The sequence below is a fragment of the Streptomyces sp. NPDC101776 genome, assembly GCF_044766845.1.
Classification (GTDB): domain Bacteria; phylum Actinomycetota; class Actinomycetes; order Streptomycetales; family Streptomycetaceae; genus Streptomyces.
The window spans coordinates 76,650-97,832 of the sequence record NZ_JBIWMV010000029.1 but is presented as its reverse complement, the minus strand read 5'-3'; the positions used below and the strand labels follow the sequence as shown (position 1 = coordinate 97,832).

Annotated in this window: 17 protein-coding genes and 2 pseudogenes; 11 read left to right on the top strand and 8 right to left on the bottom strand. The window is 67.6% G+C overall.

Annotated features, from left to right (window positions below):
* Positions 1 to 32: 32 nt before the first annotated feature.
* The 3 genes from ACIRRY_RS47420 (at position 33) to ACIRRY_RS47410 (ending at position 3,928) form a co-directional block, all read left to right on the top strand.
* Entirely contained in the window at positions 33 to 1,031 is a 999-nt protein-coding gene (locus tag ACIRRY_RS47420) for an S-4TM family putative pore-forming effector (protein WP_403985883.1), read from the top strand.
* A gap of 267 nt (positions 1,032 to 1,298) precedes the next feature.
* Positions 1,299 to 3,197, top strand: a complete 1,899-nt coding sequence (locus tag ACIRRY_RS47415) for a protein kinase (RefSeq protein WP_403985881.1) — start codon at positions 1,299 to 1,301, stop codon at positions 3,195 to 3,197.
* 413 nt (positions 3,198 to 3,610) lie between these two features.
* Positions 3,611 to 3,928 carry a hypothetical protein gene (locus ACIRRY_RS47410; protein WP_403985879.1) on the top strand — a complete coding sequence of 106 codons (318 nt, stop codon included), beginning with the start codon at positions 3,611 to 3,613 and terminating at the stop codon, positions 3,926 to 3,928.
* Between the two features lie 33 nt (positions 3,929 to 3,961).
* On the opposite strand, the gene ACIRRY_RS47405 is transcribed toward ACIRRY_RS47410, so the two are convergent.
* Positions 3,962 to 4,222 carry a transposase gene (locus tag ACIRRY_RS47405; RefSeq protein ID WP_403985877.1) on the bottom strand — a complete coding sequence of 87 codons (261 nt, stop codon included), beginning with the start codon at positions 4,220 to 4,222 and terminating at the stop codon, positions 3,962 to 3,964.
* Positions 4,223 to 4,373: 151 nt separating this feature from the next.
* Between ACIRRY_RS47405 and ACIRRY_RS47400 the strand changes: the two genes are divergently transcribed.
* Positions 4,374 to 5,297: an ISL3 family transposase gene (locus tag ACIRRY_RS47400; protein ID WP_403985875.1), complete on the top strand. Its 924-nt coding sequence runs from the start codon at positions 4,374 to 4,376 to the stop codon at positions 5,295 to 5,297.
* An 8-nt stretch (positions 5,298 to 5,305) separates the two neighbouring features.
* On the top strand, positions 5,306 to 6,001 hold the full coding sequence (locus tag ACIRRY_RS47395; protein WP_403985873.1) for a transposase: 696 nt from the start codon (positions 5,306 to 5,308) through the stop codon (positions 5,999 to 6,001).
* A gap of 203 nt (positions 6,002 to 6,204) precedes the next feature.
* On the opposite strand, the gene ACIRRY_RS47390 is transcribed toward ACIRRY_RS47395, so the two are convergent.
* A complete protein-coding gene (locus ACIRRY_RS47390) occupies positions 6,205 to 6,438 on the bottom strand; it encodes a hypothetical protein (RefSeq protein ID WP_403985871.1) in 234 nt (77 codons plus the stop codon).
* Between the two features lie 196 nt (positions 6,439 to 6,634).
* Here ACIRRY_RS47390 and ACIRRY_RS47385 point away from each other — a divergent pair, with 196 nt between their 5' ends.
* Genes ACIRRY_RS47385 through ACIRRY_RS47370 form a run of 4 tightly spaced genes read left to right on the top strand, consistent with a single transcriptional unit; the run spans position 6,635 to position 13,444 of the window.
* Positions 6,635 to 7,006: a CU044_2847 family protein gene (locus ACIRRY_RS47385; RefSeq protein WP_403985869.1), complete on the top strand. Its 372-nt coding sequence runs from the start codon at positions 6,635 to 6,637 to the stop codon at positions 7,004 to 7,006.
* Positions 7,007 to 7,051: 45 nt separating this feature from the next.
* Complete coding sequence (locus tag ACIRRY_RS47380; RefSeq protein ID WP_403985867.1) at positions 7,052 to 9,001, top strand: trypsin-like peptidase domain-containing protein; 1,950 nt, start codon at positions 7,052 to 7,054, stop codon at positions 8,999 to 9,001.
* Positions 8,994 to 10,019 (top strand): AAA family ATPase, encoded by a 1,026-nt coding sequence (locus ACIRRY_RS47375; protein ID WP_403985865.1) that lies wholly within the window; start codon positions 8,994 to 8,996, stop codon positions 10,017 to 10,019. The genes ACIRRY_RS47380 and ACIRRY_RS47375 overlap by 8 nt, the downstream gene beginning before the upstream one ends.
* Positions 10,016 to 13,444, top strand: a complete 3,429-nt coding sequence (locus ACIRRY_RS47370; RefSeq protein ID WP_403985863.1) for an SAV_2336 N-terminal domain-related protein — start codon at positions 10,016 to 10,018, stop codon at positions 13,442 to 13,444. The genes ACIRRY_RS47375 and ACIRRY_RS47370 overlap by 4 nt, the downstream gene beginning before the upstream one ends.
* Before the next feature lie 72 nt (positions 13,445 to 13,516).
* Here ACIRRY_RS47370 and ACIRRY_RS47365 read toward each other — a convergent pair whose 3' ends face one another.
* The gene (locus ACIRRY_RS47365) at positions 13,517 to 13,990 is read right to left on the bottom strand and encodes a hypothetical protein (RefSeq protein ID WP_403985861.1); all 474 of its coding nucleotides are present in this window, start codon (positions 13,988 to 13,990) and stop codon (positions 13,517 to 13,519) included.
* On the opposite strand from ACIRRY_RS47365, the pseudogene ACIRRY_RS47360 reads away from it, so the two are divergent.
* Positions 13,943 to 14,359 (top strand): annotated as a pseudogene (locus tag ACIRRY_RS47360) (transposase); the annotation flags it as partial. The gene ACIRRY_RS47365 and the pseudogene ACIRRY_RS47360 sit on opposite strands and share 48 nt — an antisense overlap.
* A gap of 5 nt (positions 14,360 to 14,364) precedes the next feature.
* On the opposite strand, the gene ACIRRY_RS47355 reads toward ACIRRY_RS47360, so the two are convergent.
* A complete protein-coding gene (locus ACIRRY_RS47355; RefSeq protein ID WP_403985859.1) occupies positions 14,365 to 14,865 on the bottom strand; it encodes a hypothetical protein in 501 nt (166 codons plus the stop codon).
* A 38-nt stretch (positions 14,866 to 14,903) separates the two neighbouring features.
* Between ACIRRY_RS47355 and ACIRRY_RS47350 the strand changes: the two are divergent.
* A pseudogene (locus tag ACIRRY_RS47350) lies at positions 14,904 to 16,134 on the top strand (IS256 family transposase).
* Positions 16,135 to 16,163: 29 nt separating this feature from the next.
* On the opposite strand, the gene ACIRRY_RS47345 reads toward ACIRRY_RS47350, so the two are convergent.
* From ACIRRY_RS47345 to ACIRRY_RS47330, 4 genes are all read right to left on the bottom strand, one after another.
* Positions 16,164 to 16,655, bottom strand: coding sequence for a transposase (locus ACIRRY_RS47345; RefSeq protein ID WP_403985857.1), 492 nt, complete (start codon positions 16,653 to 16,655; stop codon positions 16,164 to 16,166).
* A 23-nt stretch (positions 16,656 to 16,678) separates the two neighbouring features.
* On the bottom strand, positions 16,679 to 17,254 hold the full coding sequence (locus ACIRRY_RS47340; protein WP_403985855.1) for a transposase: 576 nt from the start codon (positions 17,252 to 17,254) through the stop codon (positions 16,679 to 16,681).
* A gap of 109 nt (positions 17,255 to 17,363) precedes the next feature.
* Entirely contained in the window at positions 17,364 to 18,773 is a 1,410-nt protein-coding gene (locus ACIRRY_RS47335; RefSeq protein WP_403985853.1) for an IS701 family transposase, read from the bottom strand.
* Positions 18,774 to 18,938: 165 nt separating this feature from the next.
* The gene (locus ACIRRY_RS47330) at positions 18,939 to 20,825 is read right to left on the bottom strand and encodes an ATP-binding cassette domain-containing protein (RefSeq protein ID WP_403985851.1); all 1,887 of its coding nucleotides are present in this window, start codon (positions 20,823 to 20,825) and stop codon (positions 18,939 to 18,941) included.
* Positions 20,826 to 21,183 lie beyond the last annotated feature (358 nt).

The window sequence follows — 21,183 nt, the reverse complement described above, 5'->3', positions numbered from 1 at the left end:
GCTGGCGGGAGGCGCGTTCAGAGGGGGTGCGCATGGCCGCTGTGGGAGACGGGCATGACTTCTCGTGCGGCCAGGGCGTCGTCGGCGTCGCCCGGCCCGCGCGTCACTCGGGGGTGGCTGTGGGGGCAGCAAGCACATCGATCTTCACTCGGCAGAATGATCCGGAACTGCTGCGCATTCTGAAAGCGGCTTCGGTAGCGCACCGGCGCGCCAAGAGGCTGACCTCTTCGCACATGACGCTTTCTGTTCTGCTGGCGGGTCTGGGCGTGGCCGGGGTGTTCGTCAGTGCGCTGCAGACGCCGGTCACGCTGCTGGGGCTCGTGTGGGCTTTGGCCTATACCGCGGGTGCCCGGGTGTGGGGAGCGCAGGAGATGCGCCGTGCGGCACTCTTCCAGGAAATGTTCGACGTACGGCTTTTGTGCATTGACTGGAATACGGTTCTTGCCGGCGGGGAGGAGCCTGCGGCGCAGGAGGTGAGCCGGGCGGCGGGCCGGTACACGGGGGCGGAGTCTCGGCTGGAGGATTACTTCTACGAGGTCACCAGGCTTCCTAGGCCGCTCGATGTGCTGGCCTGCCAGATGCAGAACCTGGGCTGGGGTGCCCGGATCCGGCGGCGTTACGCCGCCGCGGTGTCCGGAGGGCTGGTGTTGTGGAGCGTGGCGGGCATCGGACTTGGTCTGGCCCGGGCGATGACGGTCACCGAGATGCTGCTGCACTGGTTCGTCCCTTCGTTGGGCCTTTTATTGCTGGGCGTGGACACCGCCGCCTCCCAGAGGGAGACCGCCCGCGTCCGTGAGCATGCACAGGCCGTGCTGCTGCAGGCGCTTCGTGCACACATCCGGCGGGGCAGTCCCGCTGGGGACACTCCGGGGCTCCTGCTTCTGGCCCGGCAGATCCAGGACACTTTGCTGCTCACGCGGCTGCGGCAGGCCCGGGTGCCCGACTGGTTCTTCAAACGGTTCCAGACGTCGGACCGCACCGACTTCGTGCGGGCGATGCGGGAACTGGACCAGCTGGCTGCTACCCCGTAGGAGCAGCGTCGCTCGATGGACGTGCCTCCCTTCGGGGGGAGCGTGAACCGCCGAGGTGTACGCCGTGTCGCGCTACCGGTGCGCTCTGTTGCAGGTGGATGCGGATCGCCAGAATGTATCCCCGGCTCCGACGCGGGGCCGAGGCGGGCAGACGGCACCGGGGCTTGCGGTGTGGCCGTGTTTGGCCCGCTCCCGATCGTCGGTCGTGGCTTCTGGCAGACGGCGTGGCTGTTGTCAGGTTCGTCGGCGGACGAGTAAGGGTGCAACGTGGTGAAACCGCTCCAGTACGGGACCGATCCTCTGCGCATCGGACCGTACGAGGTGATGGGGCGTCTGGGGTCCGGCGGCATGGGTGTCGTGTACCTCGCCCGAAACACGGGGTCTGGATGTCTGGTTGCGGTCAAGACAATCCGGGCCGATCTAGCGAAGGAGCCCGGCTACCAGGAGCGTTTCGCCCGCGAGATCGAGGTCGCCCGCACGGTCCGCAGCCTGTACATCGCCCAACTCGTCGACTTCGCCCCCGGGCCAGCGAGCCCCTGGCTGGCGACAGCCCTCGTGCCCGGCCCGAACCTGGCTGAGGTATTGGCCAAACACGGACCGCTGCCAGCCGAAACAGTGCGAGTCCTGGCACTCGGCCTGGCTGGGGCTCTCACAGCCATCCACGCCGCACGTATCGTGCACCGTGACTTGAAGCCTTCCAACATCATCCTTTCCGAGGGCGGACCCCGTCTCCTCGACTTCGGGATCGCCCGCCCTCTGGGCCAGGAAGGCCTGACCGCCACACGACAGTTCATCGGCACATCCGCCTACGCCTCCCCCGAACAACTCCTCGCCCACAGGGCTGATCCGCCCAGCGACGTCTTCTCACTCGGCGTGGTCCTCGCCGAAGCCGCCGGACTGGCCATGCCCATTGATCCGCTTGCCGCCGCCATCGTCGACGGCCGCACCCCTGCCCTGTCATCGCTCCCGCCAGACGTGCGGAACGTCATCCACAAGTGCCTTTCCCAGAGTCCGGAGGACAGGCCAGCGGCAGACGAGCTTCCCGGCATGCTGACCACGAGTGCGCGCCCTCACTGCGAGGGCACCCGATGGCTTCCGGACTCCGTCCTTCTTCTTGCACGCAGGACGTCACAGGAACTACTGGCTGTCACTCATCCGGTGACCGCCCTCGATCCCCGCTTCGCCGGCGGTCACCAGCAGGAAACAGCCACCGCGAGGATGCCGCGCGGCGCCACCGTTGTCCCGCCCCACGCGACAACGTCCCTTTCTCCTCCCGCCGAAAAGAAGATAAGCGGGGCAAAAGCAATGATCGGGGCGGCCCTGTTCCTGCTGATCGGGGTGGCAGGTTTCTCGCTGGCCGGACAGCGCAGTGATAGCGGGCAGGAAGCCACGCCGAGCGCAACAGTCACCGTCACTGCGTCAGGCCGGCCCGACAACGCCAAGCCTGCTTCGCCCCGGTCCTCGGAGACCTGGCAACCCTCACCAAAGCCCGCTCGACTGCCGTCCGCCGCACCACCCAAGTCCCCCAGTTTCACCCGGGGCCCACTGGGAGTCTCCCGCTACCGGGACCCTGAGTACAGGGCCGCAGTGACTTCGGTGGCCGCTGCCCGGAATCAGCTGACAGTGACCGTGAGCGCGAGGGGCAGATCAGACCTGCGGGAAGCGGAGACTACGTGTCTTGAGGTGCAGGGGGCGGAGGGAACGTTCACGGTGCTTCCGTTCGCGAAGCATGCCCGTACAGAGCGACCTGGCGCTTTCGACGGGACACTGGCCTTCCCGCTGCTCGTATCCGGACGGTACACGCTGCGCTATTCCTGCCAGAGCGACTACACGGGTGTCGACCTTGGTACCGCGAGCGTGCCTCACATGAGCATCTCCCGGTATACCGATCCGAGGTATTTTGCCGTCGTCCTGTCGGCGGACCGCACGTCCCGCGGACTGCAGCTGGTCTTTGCCTCCACCGGGCCGCCGGACCTGCGCGATCCCAACACGTCCTGTCTGAACCGGGGTACTGGTGAAGAACACACGAAAAACCTCGAGCTCAACCGCAGCGAGAAGACCCTGAACTTCTTCTACTACGGCGTCATGAACTTCCCGGCCGTCGGGGCGAACAGCACGTTCTCCTACTCGTGCAGCGGGGACTACAGCGACGCCTCCCTGCCCTGACATGTCAGGAAGGTCGGTTACCTGGAAACTGGCGCTCTCATTGCTGCTCCGGCCAGACATCTGCCCCTCGTGCGGACGGTCTGTGAGGTCTTGCCGAGCAGGTGACCGGCCCGACCGTCGCCCGCGGCCCGACCGGCCCAGGTCGGCAGGCTCCTGCGGCAAACAAGCGCCGTCGTGCACCCCGCAGAAGGCAGGCGCACTCTGTGAACATGAGTGGAAACACACCTGTAGGGCCGCCTCCGGGACCGACGTCGGATCACACATCGTCCCCTGGCGCCCAGGCTCCATCCCGACGCAGATGGTTCGCCTACACCGCGGCCGCCATCGGTGGACTGCTGGTGGGAGTCCTGCTCGGCATCGTCGGGTCTGGAGGGGGCGCGGACTCTCCTTCCGCGACGGTGACCGTGACCACCATGGCGACGGCTGCAGACGCACAGGCGGGTGCCGCTTCCCCCGTGGCCACTGCCGGAGAGCAGCAGGAGGACGCACCCAAGGGAGGGATCCCGGGCGACGGGACCTTCCTGGTGGGCAAGGACATCCAGGCCGGCACCTACCGCAGCAAGGGCAAGAACAAGTACGGCTGCTACTGGGCGCGCTTGAGCGACACGACCGGCGAGGGGGACGCCATCATCGCCAACGGCAATGCCGAGGGCCCGGCCATCGTCAAGGTCTCCGCAGGTGACAGAGCGTTCCAGACCACCGACTGCAAGCCCTGGAAGAAGATCGGCTAACTTGACTCTGTCGGTGATCTTGAATGGTCGAGGTCAGGTGCCGAGGGTTCGCCAGGACTTTGGCCGGGGTAGTTCGCGCTGGTCGAGGTAGTTCTGGAAGGCGGTCGGCCGGCGAGGTATGGGTGCTTCCTCGGTCGGTGTCAGTGCGCTGAGGCGCTCGATGTTGACGGCGATGGCGGTCAGGATGTGCTGGATGTGGGCCTTTCCCTGTCCTCGGTAGCGGCAGCGGCGCATGCCGTGGCCATGGGCGAACTCGTTGACGTGGCTAGGGCGGGCGTCGGCGGGCTCTGGCACAGATCTTGGACAGCGGTCGCGGAGTGTCACCACGTTGTTCGATTGTGGCGGTCTGCTCTTCCGTGAGACGGCGCGCGCTGTGCCACCACGACGGTTGCTGACACTCCGTCAAGTAGGTTCGGAATTCTGCGTTCCGGTGACGGTGCCGGTCATGCACGCCGACGCGCTGTCCTGGGAAACGCTGGTATTCGCCGGGATCGACAACGTGGACGTCGTGAGGGTGACCGCTGCCTTCGGGACGGTCGATATCGTGGCCCGGGGTCGCCGGACCGGTGCGGCCTGTCCGGACTGCGGCCACTATTCGCAGCGCACGCGTGGCTCCTACCAGCGCAGATTACGGGATCTCCCGCCCGGTGAGCTGCGTGTTGTGATCCTGTTGAAGGTCCGGCGCTTCGTCTGCGGGGCGAGGGTCTGTCCGCGTCGCACCTTCGCCGAGCCATTCACGGGGCTCGCCTGTCCGTACGCTCGCTTCACCGTCCGGCTCGACCGCGTGCTGGAGCGTGTCGGGCTCGCGCTGGCCGGACGGGCCGGTGCGAGGCTCGCGGCCCAACTGGGTCTCGGTGCCGGTCGGATGACGCTCCTGCGCCGGGTGATAGCCCTGCCGGACCCGGAGTTCGACACGCCACGGGTCCTCGGGGTCGACGATTTCTCCACCCGCCGCGGCCACACGTATGCCACGGTGATCACGGACGGTGAACGCCACCGCCCGATCGATGTCCTGCCCGGACGGGATGCAGCACCGTTGGCAAACTGGCTGAAGGCACATCCGGGAGTGGAAGTGATCTGCCGGGACCGGGCCGGCGCTTATGCCGAGGGCGCCACGCTCGGCGCCCCCGACGCCCGCCAGATCGCGGATCGCTTCCACCTGTGGCAAACCTTGGTCAGGCCGTCGAGAAGTGCGTGGCCGCCCACCGCGACCAGCTGCGCGCCTTCGACCTGCCGCCGCGCGAAACGGAGGCCAGGGGCACGGACAACGGCCCTGCCCCTGCCGATGATCGGGACCAGGTCCCGCTGCCGACCGGCCTACGGGCCGAACGCCACCGAGCACACCATGCCCTCGTCCACGACCTGTTGAGCGAGGGCATGGGGCTGCGCACCATCGCCCGTCACCTGCGCTGGGGCCGGCACACCGTGCAGCGGTACGCCCGCGCGGCCCGCTGGCAGGACACCGTCACCGACCGCCGCACCCGGACCAGCCACCTTGACCGCCACCAGTCCTACCTGCACCACCGCATCGACGAAGCCGAAGGCAACGTCACCATCAAGGAACTGCACGAGGATCTCGCAGAACGCGGCCAGCCGGTGCCCTACACCAGCCTGCGCGACTGGGCGCGCACCCGTCTGCAACGGCCTGTCCGGCCCGACGCTCCCGCTCCCCCCATGGCGGCACCGTCCGTCCGGAGGGTGTCCGGCTGGTTCACCCGCCACCCGGACACCCTCGCCCAGGACGAGATCCAGCAGTTCAAGGCCGTGCCGGCCGCCTGCCCGGAACTCGACCAGGCCCATCAACTGGTACGCGATTTCGCGGAGATGCTCACGACACGCACCGGCCATCTGCTGCCTGAGTGGATCAGCAGAGCCCGCTCCGTACAACTGCCTGGCATCACCGGCTTCGCCGGTGGACTGACCACCGACATCGAAGCCGTCGTCGCCGGCCTGACCCTTGACTGGAGCTCCGGAAGCGTCGAAGGCGCCGTGACCCGCATCAAGAAGATCAAGCGGCAGCTCTACGGACGCGCCGGATTTGAACTACTCCGCAAGATGATCCTGCTCCAGTGACCCTCCGCGACCGCTGTCCAAGATCTGTGCCAGAGCCCGCTGACGCCCGCCCTAGCAAAGACAGCCGAGGACCGCGCCGAAACGGCGGCCCCGGTCTGTACCTGGCGGCGCCGGCCTCCGGCAACCGCCGAACACCGGGGAGAGATCGGGCCGCTGCCCCCATGCCGGGCGCGGCGCGGGGGCAGCAGGACCGTCCTCGTGGACTAAGCGGCCGAGGTGACGGCGAGATCAGCGGCGGTACGCGCGAAGCGGACAGCCTCCTGGAGGGTGAACATGCAGTCGGCGTATGTCAGTTCGTTCTCGTCGGGAATGCGGGCGGCCGCCCGCAGTAGGCCTGCACTCACCTCTTCCTCGGCGGCCGCCTCCAGCACCATGTACACGACCTGGACGAGGGGCCCGTCGTGCACCGTGACCTCGCCGACTACGTGCTCGTCCACGACGAGCCGAAAGAAGGGTCAGATCACGGCGGAGGCTGTTTCCCGCCAGGTCCGCAGCTGTCCTTCCGGCGCGCGCACTCGGTTAGCGGCATTCGTCATGCGCTGAGTCGGCAATCAGCACTTGGCCAGCGCGAGGGATCAGTCGTGGATACGATGTCCGCCAGCTTGAGTGTCACGCAGTTTCTGAGGGGGGACCTTGGCACAGCAGCCGATCGAACTCGCCATGCCGGACGGGCAGATGGTCTGGGCCATGGTTGAGAGGCAGGGGCCGCGGGACACCGGACTCGGTGACCAGGTTACGCAGCGGATTGAGGGCTTCCAGGAGTCGCTGCATGCCGTGGCTGTGAACGTGCGGGCTGCGGTGGCGACCGCCCGGCCGGACGAGGTGGGTGTCGAGTTCGGGCTGGAACTGGCTGCGGGCAAACACGGAGTGGTTGCCGCGCTGACGGGCGTCGGTGGGAAGGCCGCGTTCAAGGTGACGTTGAAGTGGGCCGCGACTGCACCCAGCCCCGTCCAAGCGCCGCAGCAGGACGGGGTTGTCGTGCCTGCGCCCTCTGACGAGGGGTGACATTGTCCCACTTCGTCAGAAGCATCTGCGATTCCGACGGTTGCTATGCGCGGATTTAACCCGGTCGCCGCACTCCAGGAGCTCCTGGAGAACTGCCGTGTGCTCGTGGAAGGCGCCACCGACGGAACGGGATTTTTCGTTGCGCCCGGATTCGTGGTCTCCTGCGCCCACGTCGCCGGCACGGAAGCGGGGCTGCCCTCACTGGTTCGGTGGGACGGTCGGGACTACGAAGCCGTGGTCGTTGCGGCCTCTGCGGATGCCCAAGACCGCAGCAGCGCGCTGTACGCATTCCCCGACTTGGCCGTCGTGAAGCTCCTTGATCCACCTGACGGTCATCCTTGTGCGTGGCTCGACATGGCCAGGCCCCTGCAGGGAAGTGAGTTGACGGCAGTGGGCTTCACGGACACGCTCCAAGCTGGCGCGGCCGCGCCACGCCTGGTGAGGCTGACCGCTGGTGGCCGTACCGCCCAGGCGAGCGGCCAGCTGGTGGAACTCGTCGAAGGAGAGATCAATCCGGGGCTCTCCGGAGGCCCTGTGCTCGATCACACCAGTGCCGGAGTGTGCGCGGTCGTCAAGGCAACCCGCTTAGAGGACACCGCCATGGGCGGGTTCGCAGTGCCTGTCGACGCATTGCGGCTGATCGACCCAGCGGTGTACCGGACCGTCATCAGGAAACACGACTGCTTCCACCAGTCGGACCCCCGATGGCGCGATTTGTCCGATCGGGTGGAACAGGCTCCCGCCGGCGAGGTCTCCGAGGGTGCCTTCGACCGGCACTTCCTCGGTCTACTGGCCGCGCTGCCCGACTCCCACGACGCCGATCGGTCACATCACGCCGCGTTCCTGGCCGTTGCCGCGCCTGGGACGCCGCTGCCCGAGCGGCCCATGCTCACCCATCGCGACGTCTACACAGAGTTGACCGCGCTCCTGCCGCCACTGGACGGCGAACTCCCCTACGAACTCGCCTTCTGCGCCGACCTCGCCCGCGAGCTGGCGGGCTCGCCGTCCGACGCGTCGGACGCGGTGACCGCATTGCGCGACCAGGTGCTGATCGCCGCCGGCCGGCTCGGACTCGGCAACGCGATACGGGCCCGGCTGGCGGACGACGGAGCGCCAGCCCGGCGGCCCTCTGTGATCGGCAGGGTTCGGCACTCGCTCCGGGACCGCAGTCTTTACCACGTCATGGTCTGGCGGTTCCGGTCGCCGCACGACATCGTCCCGGGCGCCTCGGAATCCTCGGCCCTCCCCCTGCGGGAGGCCCTCGTCCTGCTCTCCGACCTGCTGGCTCAGCAGATCGACCTGATGGGTGACACTCCTCAGCGCCGGGGGCTGATCGAACTGATCCTTCCGCGCGAGGTCCTCGACGAGGACTTCGCCGACTGGAGGCTGTGGCCGGAGGTCGGGTACTGGTCGCTGGGACGCAAGTACGACCTGGTGGTGCGGCCGCTGGAACGCCACGAGGCTCCGTACCTCCACGCGGCCTGGGAAGAGCGCTGGCGTCATCTGGAGGGAAAACGGGTGGGTGAGGCGCTGGTCTGTGTCTGCGGGCGCGACCGTCAGCGTCAGGCGGCACTCGACGCCATGTTCAACAACGACCCGACACTGGCGGCACTGGCGCTGGCAGGGTCTCCGCGCCAACGTCCGGTCGCTGAGGCGTACATGGTCGCGCTCACGTCCGGAGTGCCGATGATGTTGTGGCGACGAGGTTCCGTACCCGGCACGCCGGTCTGCGGAAGTCCCTGCGGAATCCCGGGCCGGCACGTCTGCCCCGACCCGGGGTTCCTCACTCAGGCACGTGAGTTCCTCTCCGACACCCCGCGGGACGACGTGCCCGACAGGGTCTGCGCGCTGCGCAACGATGCGGAAATCGAAACCGAAGGCGATGGTCACATCGGCGAGCACGTCGTGCTGCTGTGGGACGACCCCAGCCGGCGGATTCCCCGCACTCCCCTAGTCCCGGCAGCCCCGGTCGAGGAAGGACAACCCGTTGAGTGAGTGGAGGATCTATCAGGGCGTCGGCGAGCCGCACGATGGCATCGACCGCCTGCCCGATCCGCCGCCGTGGCGTGACTTCGGCAACGCCGGGGACGAGGTGACTCCCTTCGACCGGGAGGTACCCGAGCAGGGCCGACGCCGGCTACCGCGGGCCGCGGCCTACCAGGCTGACACAAGCATCATCGAGGCGGTGAACACGGCCCTGTATCTGCGCAGGCCGCTCCTGGTCACCGGAGACCCCGGCGTCGGCAAATCGACGCTCGCAGACGCGGTGGCGAGCGAGTTGAAACTGGGCACCGTGCTGCGCTGGCCCGTGAACAGCAAGACCACACTGCGCGACGGACTGTACCGGTACGACTCGCTGGGCCGCCTGGAGGAGGCCAGCGTCAACAGGCGCCAGACACGACAGGGCGCGCAGCCGCAACCTGCAGGGCCCGGCCGGTACGTCAGCCTCGGCCCGCTGGGCACCGCTCTGGCCCCCTACCGGCTGCCACGCGTGCTACTGATCGACGAGATCGACAAAAGCGACATCGACCTGCCGAACGATCTCCTCGACGTCTTCGAGGAAGGCGGATTCGAGATCCCTGAGCTGGCACGGGCCGCGGACACCCACGAGACGATCATGATCCGGCCGGCCGACGGCGGCGATCACGTCACTGTGCACCGCGGCATGGTCCGCTGCCATGCCTTCCCGTTCGTCGTCCTGACCAGCAACGGGGAACGAGAGTTTCCTCCTGCATTCCTACGGCGGTGCATCCGCCTCCAACTGCCAGCAGTCACCGAAGACGAGACGCGACTGCGGGCCATTGTGCGCGCCCATCTTCCAGGCGCCGACGGCCGGGCGGACGAAATCATCGAGTTGTTCATGGAGCGGGCGGCGACCGGTGAACTCGCCACCGACCAGCTACTCAACGCGGTATATCTGATGAGCCGGACCGTCCAGGAGGGCGCACCCGATCAAGACGGGATCACCAGGCTGATGCTTCAGCATCTGAACGTGACAGCTCCCGTCGAGTGACGAGCGACAGCGGCGGCATCGCACGGCTCAGCGCGCTGCTCGGCGCCCTCGACCCACACGGGCCACCGACCGGTCCACGGGAGATCGCCGAGCTGCTGTGGCTGGCCGCCAACCTGCCTGCCGGTGCCCTCGTCCGGGCGCAGACAGCATCTGGCGAACGCGCTGTGGATGAGACGCCACCATCGCACCCGGTCCAGGAGGCGGCTGCCGCCGATGCGTCGGCGGCAGCCGCCGATCGGGGTGATGCGGGGCCGGACGGCCGCTTGTACCTGCCGGACACCGAGGTCCCCAGCCAGGAGCACACCCATCCCGCCTCCCTCATCCGCGTCGCCGGCGCGCCCGCGCTGCCACGCCGGCGCGCCCTGACCAGGTCGCTGCGGCCGCTCAAGCGCCGAGTGCCCTCGACGACGCATCTGGTCCTGGATGAGGAAGCCACCGCCGACCGTATCGCCGACGAGGCCCGGTGGATGCCCGTCCTCGTCCCCGCCCAGGACCGATGGCTCGACCTCGCGCTCGTCATCGACGTCCACGGGGACGGCGCCGCCCTGTGGCAGCCGTTGGCCCGCGAACTGCTCGGCGTGCTGCAGCAGCTGGGGGCCTTCCGCAACATTCGGATGTACTGGCTGCGTCGTCGCCCTGATGGCACGCCCGGGCTGGCCGCGAGCCCGCACCAGGCGCCGCGCTCGGCCGCGACCGCGAGCGATCCCACCGGACGCACGGTCACTTTGCTTCTCACCGACGGAGTCGACCCGGGCTGGGGTACCGCAACCCTGCGCAGCATGCTGCGGCAATGGGCTCGCAGCGGCCCCGCCGCAGTCCTGCAGACGCTTCCTGAACATCTATGGGGGCAGACAGCACTGGCACCGGAACCAGGCCGCTTCCGCAGCACCGAGACGGGCGGCACGCCTACGCAGCTGCACTTCACCCCCTACGCCCTCGGTTCCCCCACGCCGCAGCCCGGCGAGGTTCCCCTACCGGTGCTGGCCATTCATCCTGAATGGCTGGCCCCCTGGGCCAAGTCCGTCGCCGGCATGGGCGAGTTCGACGGCGCGGCAGTCCGCCTGCCGGCGGGCGAGAAAGCAGCGGTCCATGCCCTCACGCCACCCCCTGCCGGGCAGCCGATCGGCTTCGAGGAATTCCTCGCGCAGGCGCAGCCTGGAGTCTTCCGCCTCGCGGCCTACCTGTCCGCTGCCCCGCTCAACCTCGCCGTCATGCGACTGGTGCAGTCGGCGATGCTCCCCAACAGCCCACCCTCGGACCTCGCCGAGATCGTCTTCAGCGGCCTCCTGCGCAGGCTTCCCGCAAGCAGCACGGGCGGCGATCCGCTTCAACAGGCATACGAATTCACGCCTGGCATCCGCGAGCATCTACTGAGCACCCTGCGGCGCGACGAAGCCGCCCAGGTCATCGCCAACGTCTCCGCCTACGTCGAGCGTCATATACCAGCCGGTGCTACACGCTTCACCGCGGCGGTCGCCGACCCGGATGGCTCACTGCTCCTGCCGGCCGGGGCCCGGCACTGGGCCGAAGTGCAGAACCTGGTGCGCCGACGTCGCAGGACCCCGGCGCACCACACAGAGCACCTGGATCCTGCCCTCGTGCGCGGACGCGACGTGAGACGGGAACCGGGACCGCACCGCGCCCCCAAACCCTCAGCCGCGCAACTAGCCCCGGCCCCTACCGATGACCCGATTACGGTCATGCCCGACCGCAATAAACGCAGGCGCTTCCTGATCACCATCGGCATCTCACGGTTCACGTCCGATCTGCCGGAGCTTCCGCAGGTCTCTCAGGACGTCGCCCGGGTACGCGAGGCGTTCGAGGCACTCGGGTACACCCCTGTCCTGCCCAAACTGGCAAACAACCCGTCGGTATCCGCCGTGCTGCACAGCATCGAAGCCTGGGCCAGCAGCGAGAGCGTCCGCCCCCCCGATGTGGTGGTTGTCTACTTCGCGAGCCACACGAAGGTCATGAGCGACGGCACTGACCAGCTCATGGCCTTCGACAGTGATCTATCCACCGAGCAACCGAGCGGTATCTCCATTCCGCGACTACACCGGGTTCTGTCCGGCCGCGTGGGTCGTGCCATGCTCATTCTCGACACAGGCTTCCCAGTCCTTTCCGGCGTCCCGGCCGACCTGGAAGATCCCCCCCTGTGGGTACTGTCGTGCCATCAGCACAGGCAGGAACGCAGTGGCGGCACGTTTTCCCACGCGCTGACTGCAGAGTTGTCGAGATTGCATCGTTCTTCAGCCAGCCCGGACCTGGAAAACCTTGCAGCGCGCATCAGGAACCGGATTCTCTCGGACCAGAGGACTAACGACACCTCCATTAAGGCGTGGAGTCCAGACAAACGGTACGCCTTCTCCCGCTTCTTCCCTGCCCCATACCGACCACGCGCCGCAGCTCACCCACCCCTGCCAGTGGAAATAGTTCCACGTATCGCTCAGTCAAATGTTCTCGAGGCCATCGTGGATTGGTTGCTGTACCAGCCAGCCGATAGCAGACCCAGAATCGTAACTGGACCACAGGGATCCGGCAAGACGACGGTGCTGCGGCTACTCAAAAGCCATCTGACCCGACGCAGCAGTCGAGCTGCCGACACCAGCGGTCGCGAGCAGGACGAGAGAATAAGGACCGTTCTGCTGAGCTCGATTCCCGGCACTGCAGACGACGTGTCACGGGAATTGGTCCTCCAGCTCGGATTCGGAAGATACTCCAAAAACCGTTGGATAACCCAAGTGGCCAGCTCCCCGGACACGGTGCTCGTACTACTGGACCGGCTCCACGAGGCTTCCCCGAGCCAGCGCCGGAGCATCATAGACAAAGTGATTCGCCCCCTGCGGCAGCTCCCCGGCATACGGTTCGTCATCGCTGATGACTCGACGCAACTCGTATCCGAACTGGGCACCGAGGTAGAAGTCTTTCGCCTTCCGGACTCGTACGGCTGGGGGCCGGACGAGACGGGTACCCAGGTCGCGGTCAGATACGTGTTCGCCTGGGAGGTGCACAAGTTCCGCCAGGTCGCAGGGCACACCGACCGTGAGCTGAATGCAGCCATGGACCGCTTACACGACCTAGTCAGCCGCAAGCTCGGTGACGATCCGAATCTCGCGAAGGTCCACGCGGAGGCCGCAGCCGGGCAGCACGAACTCACACCGCTCACCCGGCAGCGTCTGGAACTCTCTTTGGAACAGGAGGTCGAGCGGGATCCCAGGTTCGCTGCGGCACTGGACGAACTGCTCACGCAGCTACAGGTCGCCACCTCTGGAACCGGTGAGGTATCGGCGTCCGATGACGGGCAGGTCACCACCCAGAACATGGACATCCACGCTGATACCGGGGCAGTCGCCGCACTGCGGATAGGGGATGTGACGAACGAGTCCGCCACAAAACCTCCACAGCCAGGCCCAAACCACGGCTGACTAGTCCACCCCTACCCCGCAGCTGATCAGCAGCTGAGGAGATTCAAATAGCCCCATCAACCCTATTCTGAGTCAAAGGCCGTACGGATCACGCTTGTTGCCCTGGATTCGCAGCATGATGACAGTGCGAGGGCGGGGGTCGCCGGCGGGCCCGGGGACGGTGCGGACGTGGACGCAGGCTGGTACCGAGGCCAGGCCCTTAGGTTTGTCGGTGAGATCGAGGACGACGAGGAAATTCACAGGCGGCCCGTTGACCTGGTAGGAGATGGCCTGGTCCAGGAAAGCGTTGGCGTAGGCGTCCCAGGTGGGGGACTTCCAGTCCCGCTTGAGTTCGAGGGTGATGAGTTCGTCGTGAGGGCGCCAGGCGATGTCGACGCGGCCGGCTCCTACATTGCTGACTTCCAGATCGACGCGCAGGCCTTGCCCGCGTAGGAAGTCGCGCAGGTCCCGGCCAAGTTCCTTCTCGAGTGGCTTGTCTTCGTCGAGGCCCTCCCCCAGCACCCGGACGCCGAGATCCTGCTGAGCTTCTCCGGCCTCGGCATCCAACTCGCCGCCCGCGTCCTCGCCGAGATCGGCGACGACCGTGCCCGGTTCGCCGACGCCCGCGGCCTCAAGGCCTACGCCGGCTCCTCACCCATCACTCGTGCTTCCGGCAAGAAGTCCGCCATCACCAGACGGTGGGTGAAGAACGACCGGCTCAACCACGCCGGATACCTCTGGGCCTTCTCCTCACTACGGGCATCCCCCGGGGCCAACACCCAGTACCGGCGCCGCCGCGAACAAGGCGACTGGCACGCGGCCGCCCAGCGCAACCTCTTCAACCGCATGATCGGCCAGCTCTACCACTGCCTCCAGAAACGCGAGCTCTTCGACGAACAGACGGCTTTCCCCACCTTGCTAGCCGAAGCGGTTTGAGGCGATCACAGATCGTCCGCATGACCGGTGGCCTGCATGCGCCAGGCTGCACTGACTTCAGCGAGCACACGGCGAGCAGCCTCGCGGCCGTCCGGGCGCGGGGCAGGCACCCTCGGACCAGCAAGATCAAGTCCGGTGAGCGACCGGCCGGGGACAGCAGCCCAGTTCTCCCGGTGCACCACTGCGACGTGTCCTTCCACCCAGGCTTGCTTGTCCTGCCAGTCATCGGGCGGCGCCATGAGGACCTGAAGGGCCTGCTCGTCGAGCCACTCCAACCCCAGGACCTGCCGGCCGATCTCGTGCTCGATGAGTGATCGGGTCTCGCCGGTCTCCAGATGGAGCAGCAGCAGCTCGCCCTCGAAGAAGTAGCCACCGTCGTATCGGCCCGTGCCCACGGCAAGCTGTCCTGTCTCGGTTGATAGTTGACGCTGCGGCTTCACCTGATGCTTGACACCGCTTGCCTCGGCTGTGGGGTCTGTACGCTCACCGGTGTAATTGATGATCATGGAAGAGACATCAAGTGACTGACACCGTGACCGAGTTCGTGGCCGCCGATGACCAGGCGGATCCGTCGCCGGATGCTGCGACGGTCGAGCAAAAATTGATCGACCAGCTCGTCGGGCAGGCCCGCAGCAAGGGGCTGCAGCTCACCGGCGAGGGCGGGCTGCTGCAGCAGCTGACCAAGGCGGTTCTGGAGTCCGCTCTGGAGGGCGAGATCACCGACCATCTCGGTTATGACAAACACGACCCGGCGGGCAAGGACGGCGGCAACTCCCGTAACGGCACACGGTCCAAGACGGTGCTGACGGACATCGGGCCGGTCGAGATCGACGTGCCCCGTGACCGGGACAGCTCCTTCGAGCCTGCCATCGTCAAGAAGCGGCAGCGACGGCTGACCGGCGTCGACGAGATGGTGCTCTCGCTGTCCGCGAAGGGCCTCACGCACGGGGAGATCTCCGCGCACCTGGCCGAGGTCTACGGCGCGGCAGTGTCCAAGACGACCATCAGCACGATCACCGACAAGGTGATGGATGGCATGGCGGAATGGCAGAGCCGTCCGCTCGACCGCGTGTACCCGGTCGTCTTCATTGACGCTATCAACGTCAAGATTCGCGATGGCCAAGTAGCGAACAGGCCGATCTACGTGGCGTTGGCGGTCACCGCCGAGGGACACCGTGACATCCTCGGCCTCTGGGCCGGCGACGGCGGCGAAGGCGCGAAACACTGGCTCCGAGTACTTTCCGAACTCAAGAACAGGGGCGTCGAAGACGTCCTCATGCTGGTCTGCGACGGGTTGAAGGGGCTGCCCGACGCAGTCGGCGAGGTCTGGCCGCGAACTGTGGTGCAAACGTGCGTGGTTCACCTGCTGCGGGCGTCGTTCCGTTACGCGGCCCGGCAGGACTGGGACAAGATCGCGAAGGCACTCAAGCCCGTCTACACCGCGCCGACCGAGGACGCGGCCACGACACGGTTCCGTCCGCCTCTGGGAGTCCAGCTGGCCCGAGTTCACGCCTTTCCTCCAGTTTGATGCAGAAATACGCCGCATTGTGTGCACAACCAACAGCATCGAGAGCGTCAACGCCCGCATCCGCAAGGCCGTCCGCTCCCGCGGGCACTTCCCCACAGAGCAGGCCGCCCTCAAATGCGTCTACATGGCTGTCATGAGCCTCGACCCGACCGGCGCCGGCCGTAAACGCTGGACCATGCGCTGGAAAGGCGCCATGAACGCCTTCGACCTGGCCTTCGACGGTCGCCTCACCGCAGGCCAACTCTAGCCAGACCAAGCCCAGTTACACCGCTCGCTTTACAGACCCTGTGGGCTGCCCCAGATCCATGGTCTGGCACGGGCGTTGAGCTGGTCGGTCGCCAGGGTCGTGGCGTATGTGATGTCGTCGGGGTTGGCGAAGGAGCGGCCGGCGAGGGCGGTTTTTCGGAAGATTCGCCACCAGCCTTCCTGCAGGTTGAGCCAGCAGGCGCCGACGGGGATGAAGGCGTGGTGGATGCGGGGATGGTCCTCCAGCCAGGTCCGGGTGGACAGGCTGTTGTGGGAGGACAGGTTGTCGGTGACGATCCAGATGTCGCCGGCCGGGTTGGCGTCCTCGACCTGTTGCAGGAACTGCTGGTAAAAGACGCTGTTGCGGGAGGAAGCGGTCATGGTGATCTGCCGGCCGTCCCGGACACGTAAGCCTCCGTAGACCCAGGTCTTCTCCGGTCCGCGGCTGTAGTCGAGTTCCGCCTTGATCCGGTGGCCGTCCGGTGACCAGGCAGGTGCGGGCGGGAACGTGCGGGGGATCACTGGCCCCAGCTCGTCGGCGCAGATCACCGTGCCGCCGTCGGGCGGGTGGGTGTAGAGGCCGATGATCCTTGTCCTTTTGGGACGAAGTCCGGGTCCTTCGACCGCGTCCAGGACCGGGTGCGGCGCCAGCGCACGCCCTCGGCGAGCAGGATACGGCGGACCTGCGAGCGGCCCACTTCGATCCCCTCCGCCCAGGCTGCTGCGGCCAGCGAATCCAGGGTCCACTCGGCCGGACCGGACTCGTCGAAGGCCCACAGTTCCCCGACCGGTTCCCACCTCAGACGCCCCGGCGGCACGGTCTTGACCAGGGAGATGATTCTGGAGCGTTCCTCCTCGGTGATCCGCCGCTTGCGGCCCTGCCCGCCCAGATCCTCCAGCCCGTCCAGGCCCGAGCGGTTGAAGCGGTGCAGCCAGCACCGCACTGTTTTCTGGCTGCAGTCCAGCTCAACAGCGATGGCCGGCACCCGCAGCCCCGACCAGCTCAGCTCGATCATCCGGGCCCGCATCACCGCATCACGCGGAGCCTTCCGCGCCCGCGACAACCGCCGAACGACGCTCCGCTCGTCCTCATCACGCCCCGGCCGTGCTCGTAAAACCATCGCCCAGCACCCGCCCCCGAGCACCGTCAACTACCCCGCCACCAGGACATATACCCAGCCAAAGAGGAATCCAGCACTACCGGTAGTTCGTTAGATCCGGCGGTAGAGGTCAATGCCCTGTCCGTTGGTGACCGCGTGGATCAGGGCCTGCAGCTCGGCGGGCGGGTCCGTGTCCGTCCAGGCTCGCCACCATTGATTGAGGGTGGTGGCGGGGGTGAGCCATGCGCGGACTGAACGTAGTGCCCTGGGCCAGCAGGGCAGTTGGGGTGGGTGGGGTTTGCTTGGTCCCCCTCTCTGGCCGGTCGTCGGGGCACGAGTCCTGTGCGATGGGATCCAGGGGTCCCGATGGGGTGAACCACTGGTCCCAGCAGAAGGAGAAGGCGCAGTTGACCAGAGTCTGGTGGCGGCGGATGGCGCGGTCGGAGCGGACCTGGAAGTCGGCCCAGCCGAGTTCGTCCTTGATCTGTTTGTAGCTCTGCTCGATCCAGGGCCGCAGGCCGTAGAGGCGGACGATTTCGGTGCGGTCGGCCGATGAGTGGGGGCCGGTGGTGGCGTGGGGTGCGTGGGGGTGGGGCAGGTTGGTGGCCAGGTACCAGGTGGCCTTCGGCGGCAGGGTGGCCGGGTCGGTGGTGGCCACGACCAGACGGCAGGGTGAGTCGGGTCCGTAGCCACTCAAGTGGGCATCGGCGGCCCACCAGGTCTCGGTGTGTCCGTCGCGGAAGTGACGTTCCACGGGTGTCCAGTCGCCGGGATGCTCGGCATCGTGCCAGGCCAAGGCGTGGGCTGCTTCGATGGGGGTGTGCGGCTGGTCGGCCCGGGCCCAGGTGCCGCGGTGCGGCCTGAGCGCGACCACGTAGGCCGGGCCGGCCTCGCGCAGTGCGAGATACCAGGTGTCGCTGACCGAGTAGGCGCAGTCGGCGACCACCGCCCGGCAGCCGAAGCCCGCCGCCTTTCCACGGGCAGCGAGAGCAGCGGACAGCTGCGGTTTCGTACGGAAGGCGGGATCGGACCGGCCGCGGGCGAAATGATGGGCAGGGGTGCAGGGAGTCGCATGCAGCGGGTAGTACACGCGGCCGTCGGTCCACACCGTGGTCACCGTGACGATGCCGTTGTCCGTCTTGCCCAGCCGCCCCAGCCACTGCCGACCGAGATGCGCGGTGGCGGTGCCGTCCTTGCGGTCTCCGGAGTCGTCGATCACGATCACCCCGCCATCGTGCGGAGCCGTCGCCGGCTCCTCGCGCAGCAGCTCAAGGCGCCGGTCGTTGACCCGCTCGGCCTCCCAGGGCGACTCAGACAGGAAGAACTGCAGCCGCTGCACCCCCGGCATCCCTGCACCCGCCACCGGCTCCGCCCCGGCCAGGCAGGTGATCGTCTTGTTCCGCTCCCGCGGCGCCAGCAGCCCGGTCAGGTACTCGCGGAACCCTCGCCGTTGCGCCAGGCTGAAGAAGAGGTCGTCGAACCGGGCCGCGTAGTCCTCCAACGGCCCCGGCGCGGGCGGACACGGACGGCGAGCAGTCATCTTCAGCCTCCGGCAAGGCAGTTGCCTCCTACCACCGGCCTACGACCAACCCGACCGGCCGTCAACCCACATCACCACCGGATCTAACGAACCACCGGTAACCGCAGAGGAGGACGTCATGGATGCGCGCGCTGGTGGTCGAGCCGGGCGGGATCCGGTTGGTGATCACCGGTCCTGGGCCAGCTTGTAGAGTTCGGCCAGCAATCCGCCGAGGTCCATCAGCTCCTGCCACGTCCCGGTTTCCCGGACCTGGCCGCCGTCGAGGACGATGATGCGGTCGGCGATCCGGGCGTTCTCCAGGTTGTGGGTGACGAAGATGGCGGCCTTGCCCGCGGCGAGTTCCTTGAACCTGCTGATCACGAGGTGTTCGGCGCGCGGGTCCATCGCGGACGTGGGCTCATCCAGCATCAGCATGGCGGCATCCCTGTAGAACGCGCGAGCGACCGCGATGCGCTGCCACTGCCCGCCGGACAGATCCGTGCCGCCCCAGTTCGAGCTCGCGACCAACGTGTCGAGGCCGTACGGGGACTTCGCGATGACGCTGTCCGCGCCGGCCGCGCGAGCGGCCTCCATCAGGAGCGTGTCGTCTTCGGTGCGGGGCTGGCCGAGGTGGATGTTGGCGCGCAGGTCCATGGGCCAGCGGGTGTAGTCCTGCGGCACCAGGCCGACCCGGGCCCACACGCTGTGCGGGTCCGCCTCCTTCAGGTCGGTCCCATCCCAGGTCACGGTGCCGCCGGTGGCGGTGCGCAGGCCGGTGAGGAGGGCGGTGAGGGTGGTCTTGCCGCTGCCGTTCTCGCCGATCAGGGCGACCAGTTCGCCGCGCCGCAGGGTGAGGCTGACGCCGTCGACCGCCGGGGTCTCGGCGCCCGGGTAGGTGTATGTGACGTTCTCGGCGCGGATCTCGGCCGGGCCTTCGGCCGGTACTTCCGTCGTGCCGCGTACGGCGCGCAGGGCCTTCGCCCGGCGCAGGAACGCCTGCCAGTCCTCCAGATACAGCGACGTCCGGAACAGCCTCGCCGCCGCCATCACCATGGAGGTCAGCGCGCCGGTCGACGTCCGCACGGCGATGACCGCGGTCGCGGCGATCGCCAGGTCCATCCGGCCACTCGCGGCGAGCCAGCCGAGCGCCGCCCACGTCGCCGCGAGCATCAGCCCGCTGATCGCGGCGCCGAGCAGGGTGACGCGCAGGACGCGGGGCGCCGCCGACCGGTGGGTGGCCTTGATCCGGTCGGTGATCTCCCGATACCAGGAGGTCAGGAACCCGGCCATCGTGGTGGCGCGGACCTCGGCGGCGGTGCGCCGGTCGGTGGAGTAGTACCTGAGCAGGTAGCGCAGGTGGTTGTCCGAAATGTTCTGGTAGTCCGCGCGGTGCTGGACACGGGCCGAGGCGATGGCCGCGGCCCCCTTGGGCACCACGGCCAACAGCAGGAGAGGCAGCAACAGCGGGTGAAGCACCGTCAATACAGAGGCGGCGGCGACGAGCTGGGCGAGTGCGGAAACCAGGGCCTGGGCATCCCCGATGAGGTTCTCGGTCGCCTCCGCTCCCCTGCCGGCGGCCTGGAGGCGGTCGGTGAACCCGGGTCGGTCGTACGCCTCCAGCTCGACCTCGGGGGTCGCAGCGATGATCTGGAGGTCCGCCTCGGTGGCGACCTCCGGCGCGAGCCGGGCGGAGGCGTATACGGCGAGCGCGTCGGCCCCGGCCCGTACCCCGGTGGCGACGGCGACCACGATCAGCGAGCCGGTCGCCGAGGACACCCTGTCGGCGACCGGGCCGCCGGTGAACAGGTGGTTCATCGCGCCGGGCAGCGCGCCGAGCGCGACGGCCGAGGACACCGCGACGACCAGCTGGCAGGCGGCGAGCCAGAGCATCGCGGGCCGGTCGGCGGCCCACCCGAGGCGCGCGGCGGCGGCGAGCGTCTTGGGGAGACGGGCGGCCATCTGCCACCAGGAGGCGTTCGCGATGTCCTCGAAGTGGGGGTCGCTCCGGTAGCCGACCTGCTGCGGGGAACCGGAGGTTTTCGGGGCGGGTGAGGACTCGGTCACCCTCCCCATCCTTGCGCGTCCGCCGGAGCTCAGAGGGCCGATTGTGAGGTTCCCCCGGGATGCGGAGTGTGTTGACATGTCGAATGACCGGCCGGCTCTCCCTCGCATTCAGGAGCCGCTGCTTCTCCCTCACCAGCTCCGCGGACACATCTACGCCCAGCCATCCCCACCCGCGCCCCCGGGCACGGACGTCTCACACGACGCAGCGATCCTGAACACTGCGGGACGAAAACGGCGGGGCTGTAGACCTCGAAATGCGCCGAATTAAAGCGTTTTGCGTGTCGGCACATTTCGAGGTCTACGAAGATACGGCCCACCAGTGGCGGTTCCGGCGCAAGGCCGGCAACGGCTAGATCGTCGCGCAGGG